At 41.9% G+C, this 3,892-nt stretch carries 4 protein-coding genes; 3 read left to right on the top strand and 1 reads right to left on the bottom strand.

All coding sequences use genetic code 11. The annotated features are described in order from the left end of the window. Positions 1–922 (bottom strand): DUF1972 domain-containing protein (locus F6K57_RS38980; RefSeq protein ID WP_293074032.1); only part of this gene is annotated, 922 nt, incomplete at its 3' end. Between the two features lie 1,664 nt (positions 923–2,586). Here F6K57_RS38980 and F6K57_RS38975 point away from each other — a divergent pair. The 3 genes from F6K57_RS38975 to F6K57_RS38965 all read left to right on the top strand — a co-directional run bounded on the left by F6K57_RS38975 (position 2,587) and on the right by F6K57_RS38965 (position 3,791). Then, positions 2,587–2,868 carry a hypothetical protein gene (locus F6K57_RS38975; protein WP_293074031.1) on the top strand — a complete coding sequence of 94 codons (282 nt, stop codon included), beginning with the start codon at positions 2,587–2,589 and terminating at the stop codon, positions 2,866–2,868. After that, positions 2,849–2,989 (top strand): hypothetical protein, encoded by a 141-nt coding sequence (locus tag F6K57_RS38970; RefSeq protein ID WP_293074029.1) that lies wholly within the window; start codon positions 2,849–2,851, stop codon positions 2,987–2,989. Before F6K57_RS38975 ends, F6K57_RS38970 begins: the two co-directional genes overlap by 20 nt. Before the next feature lie 310 nt (positions 2,990–3,299). Continuing rightward, the gene (locus F6K57_RS38965; RefSeq protein ID WP_293074028.1) at positions 3,300–3,791 is read left to right on the top strand and encodes a hypothetical protein; all 492 of its coding nucleotides are present in this window, start codon (positions 3,300–3,302) and stop codon (positions 3,789–3,791) included. Positions 3,792–3,892: the final 101 nt, after the last annotated feature.

Genomic DNA, 3,892 nt, shown 5'->3' with positions numbered 1-3,892 from the left:
CTGCAACCCAACGATTGAAGCGATTATTGTTTGCCAGAACCGGTTGACCAGCGCTGAGGGCTTCTACTAAAGAAGGATTAGTGCCACCAACTTGATGTCCATGAATATAGAGTCGTGCGTGGAATCTTAAGGCATTAACCACTGACTTATTATAGATAGCACCAGGAAATATCACCTCATCACTGGCTGCGTCTAAAACTTGTTTGTGATAGGGGATCTGATCAGGTAAATAGCGACCAAGCACCACCAATTTAAGACCCCGAGGTCGCCTGGAAAAGCCAGAAACAATCTCTAGAATCGAGTTTTCTGGTTCAGGTCTGGCAATTACCAAAGCATACTCCTTCGGAGCCAGATTATACGCGGTTAAAAGTTGTGAGTCGCCATCAACAACTTTCTCGGTTCCATAAGGAATCACCGTGATTTTATCAGAAGCTACTTTTCGGGTCAATAAATGACTTTTGATTGCTGGGTGATCAGCAATTAAACTGTTAGCTAACCAACACCCAGCCCATTCATTGAGATATAACCAAATTTTTTCAGGAAGCCTCCATTTGCTGCGTTTCCATTCCAGACCATCCATATTCATAAAATTGGTAATTCCTTTGAGGCGATACCAAATACTGAAGATGGCTGTGTTATAGCCAAGGGTAAGCACGATACCCTTTTGCTTGAGCGCATGTAATGTAGATTTCCAATCAAAAATTATCGATCCCATTGCGTTACCATACGGGACCGGTATATGAACCAGACGAATACCATGCCAGTATTCTTCAAACATCTGATTTTTGTGCTCTTCCTGACAATATACTGTGACTTCCCATCCCTGAGATACAAGATATTTTGACAGCCGTTCCGCGAAAGTTTCAAATCCACCATATTGGGCGGGAATGCCACGGATACCAAGAATTGATAGTTTCAACATTTTAGATGCCCCAGTCTAACAGTATACAACGGCAAACATTTGCCTTCCCAATTCACGAGTTACTTAGACTAACTGAGTTGCTGAACGAAAATGCGCACCCAACAGCCGATAAAAAACGGCTATCAAAGCGATCCAGCGCGGTGTTGGGGAGGCAGTGCCGCCAAAGGGGGTTCCCCCCATGAGCAACTGCCGTGGTTTCCCCCACTCGCGCTTTGCATCAAGAGAGGTAGATCAACCCGATAATTTTTTTTGCCTACCTTTTGCCTACCTTAAGCTGCTTTATCAATCAAGTAGATTTATAGGATAAGGCTAGGCCATGATTTGTCAAAACTCTGTTAGTTTGACGCAGTTTGACAATAGACTATCACCTGCCATCACTGAGATGGTATTTATCCACAAACCCTTAAAACCATTAAGTATAATACGTTCCAGCGCGGTTGTTAGCGATGCAGCGCGGTCTTGGGGAGGCAGTGCCGCCAAAGGGGGTTCCCACGGGGCTTACAAGGTGCGGACGCAGGTTCCGCACACAGCCCCTCCCCATGAGCAACTGCCGTGGTTTCCCCCACTCGCGCTTTGCATCAAGAAATGTCAGACTTGATTTGATGGTTTTTCTCTGGAACACACTACCACCAAGCAGAGGGGATGTGACACGCTTCACGCTGTGTCCCCTACACATTTAGGATTTGTGTGATAAATAGTCTCTGAACTTTAGGCGGTCGTTGAAGCGGTTGTGCCAACTTGTCAAAAGTGCCATAATCTGTTAGCATTTCAGGATTTTTGATGACGAATAACTTGACCATAGATGCAATAATCACCATTAGTTTTCCAAACGGTTTAACGATGGCTTTGCTATTTAATCAACCTTTCACACAGTATCTTAAAATCCCTGTCAAAAGTCAAGATTTTAAAAAAAGTTAATGTTGTAAACAGCGGTCAATCAATTGTAAATAAACTGCTACATCTTGTAGTATCTACCCTTCAATCAACTCAACGATGATCGACGTGGAACTGAGCGAGTTCATGGACAAACCTCCAACAATTAAATTGAGCTGAAGCAACATCTGATTAGTGATCAGACTTTAGTAATCCGACTTGGATAACACGTTAATCAGACTTTGTGAAAAACTTGTGAACTCATCTATCGAGTAGGGGAAACACTTAGCTATTTTAAGGGAATAAACTACCTAGTGACGTAGATTTGATGATTAAAGTTCCAGGATTTATAGGAGTTACGAAATTTAGTTGGTTTTGGCTGGCTAACCCACTAAATATGGTGGGTAGTACTCAAAAAATATACTAAGTTTGGTGGAGCAATCGGGGCAATGGGTAAGTCCTGATTGATCAAAAAAATCTCAAAAAAAATCTCAAACAGCGCGCTGAGTTGGCTTACAGTAAATCGTTTTACCCTGTCTTGATGCAGTCGCTCATGGGGGGAACCCCCGCAGGTCGGCGCTGCATCGCTGTTTTCAGGGTAAGTATTGAATAAATCATTGAAAAAAAGCTATAGTAGCGAAATTTTGTTAGATTAACTAACGTTTGCTTTTAAATATGAGCAATCATGGCTCCTGCAAGTAATGGCTCCCGCAATTAACCCAAGCTCGGTCAGGAACTATCCTTAGCAGTGATTAACCTACCATCCCAATCGGTTATTAAATGTCCTACTGATGCGTTCCCGTAGCGTCACCTTTCCGGCTTTGCCCGACGCTGCGCGAACGGTCAATCGCGAAGCGGTTCCAAAGAAACATCGCATTATTCATGCGCCAGTTGGCTCAACAAGAGGTAGACTACCGCAGGCTACATACTTCCCATGGCTTTCATTCCAAGATGATGGAACCGATCTTGGACTCTTTGAGATCATTACATCTTATACCGAGTTGCATTCAAAGAGAGTAGATTGCTTGCATAGGGAGATGGGGAGATGGGGAGATGGGGAGATGGGGAGATAGGGAGATAGGGATAGAAAGTTGTACGTTTGACCGCAACTTAGTATTAGAGGTTGAAAACCCCTGGGCAACAGCGGCGGGGATGATCTCAAAGGGAACAGCAGATCACCGGATTAGGGAGTAGGGAGTAGGCAACAGGGAACAAAAATTATCACAATTCCGAGGATCCCTATAAAACAACTAACAGACTTGAGTCTGTGGTGTATAATTGAGGTATTTTAAAGTTATCAATTTAAGTTGAGTTATGGTTTGAGATCGGATTTCTGAAATTTTACCCAAGCAATTTTAAAAATTTGCGGATATAACTATAACTTAATAAGCATTCAAAATATAGTCTATAAATAAATAGCTTTAAAAAATAAAAAAAAATCAATTACGATCCAATTTAAACTATAACCTAATTCATCAATAGCTCTTATATAAGTAAACAAGTCATGGATTTTACAAACGGTTTTAAGCGAATTGATCAAGACCTACAGGAACTAGGAAGGCGTTTGTCAAAGGTAGATCTAGCTGGGGTAGACTTAGATGAGATTCAAAGCAAATTGGAAAGTATTGCCGAAACGGAAAAAAAACTCAAAGACTATCTAGCAGAAGTCTCACAGTTAAAGTCAGAATCAAAGGAGATAATAAAAGAGCTCACCCAAGCCCAGAAAAGTTTTGAGCAGCGTTTTACGGAATTGACCAATAGCCATGAGCGAGAACAGCAAAATTTTGAGTACTTCAAGTCAGAATCAAAGGAGATAATAAAGGGAATCACCCAAGCCCATAAAACCTTTGAGCAGCGTTTCACGGAACTGACCAAGAGCAATGAGCGAAAACAGGAAAGTTTTGAGCAGCGTTTTACTGAGCTTATAGAGAATAATCACCTCCAAGTTGAAAACCTGAAGTCAGAACTAGCTGGGGGGGCGACAAGCGCCCTGTAACCCTTGATATATCTTAAATTGAGCGAATTATGGTAAAAAAAGATAGGTCATAACTTGTCAATACGACCTATCAATTGAAAATGGTACCAGAATTATATCAA

This window comes from Moorena sp. SIO4A5 (assembly GCF_010672005.1).
Taxonomy (GTDB): domain Bacteria; phylum Cyanobacteriota; class Cyanobacteriia; order Cyanobacteriales; family Coleofasciculaceae; genus Moorena.
This window is presented reverse-complemented; position numbering and strand designations above follow the sequence as displayed.

Coding starts and splice junctions, on each gene's coding strand:
- F6K57_RS38970 (WP_293074029.1), top strand. CDS start 2,849: ATGGGGAGATGGGGAGATAGGGAGATAGGGATAGAAAGTTGTACGTTT.
- F6K57_RS38965 (WP_293074028.1), top strand. CDS start 3,300: ATGGATTTTACAAACGGTTTTAAGCGAATTGATCAAGACCTACAGGAA.
- F6K57_RS38975 (WP_293074031.1), top strand. CDS start 2,587: ATGCGTTCCCGTAGCGTCACCTTTCCGGCTTTGCCCGACGCTGCGCGA.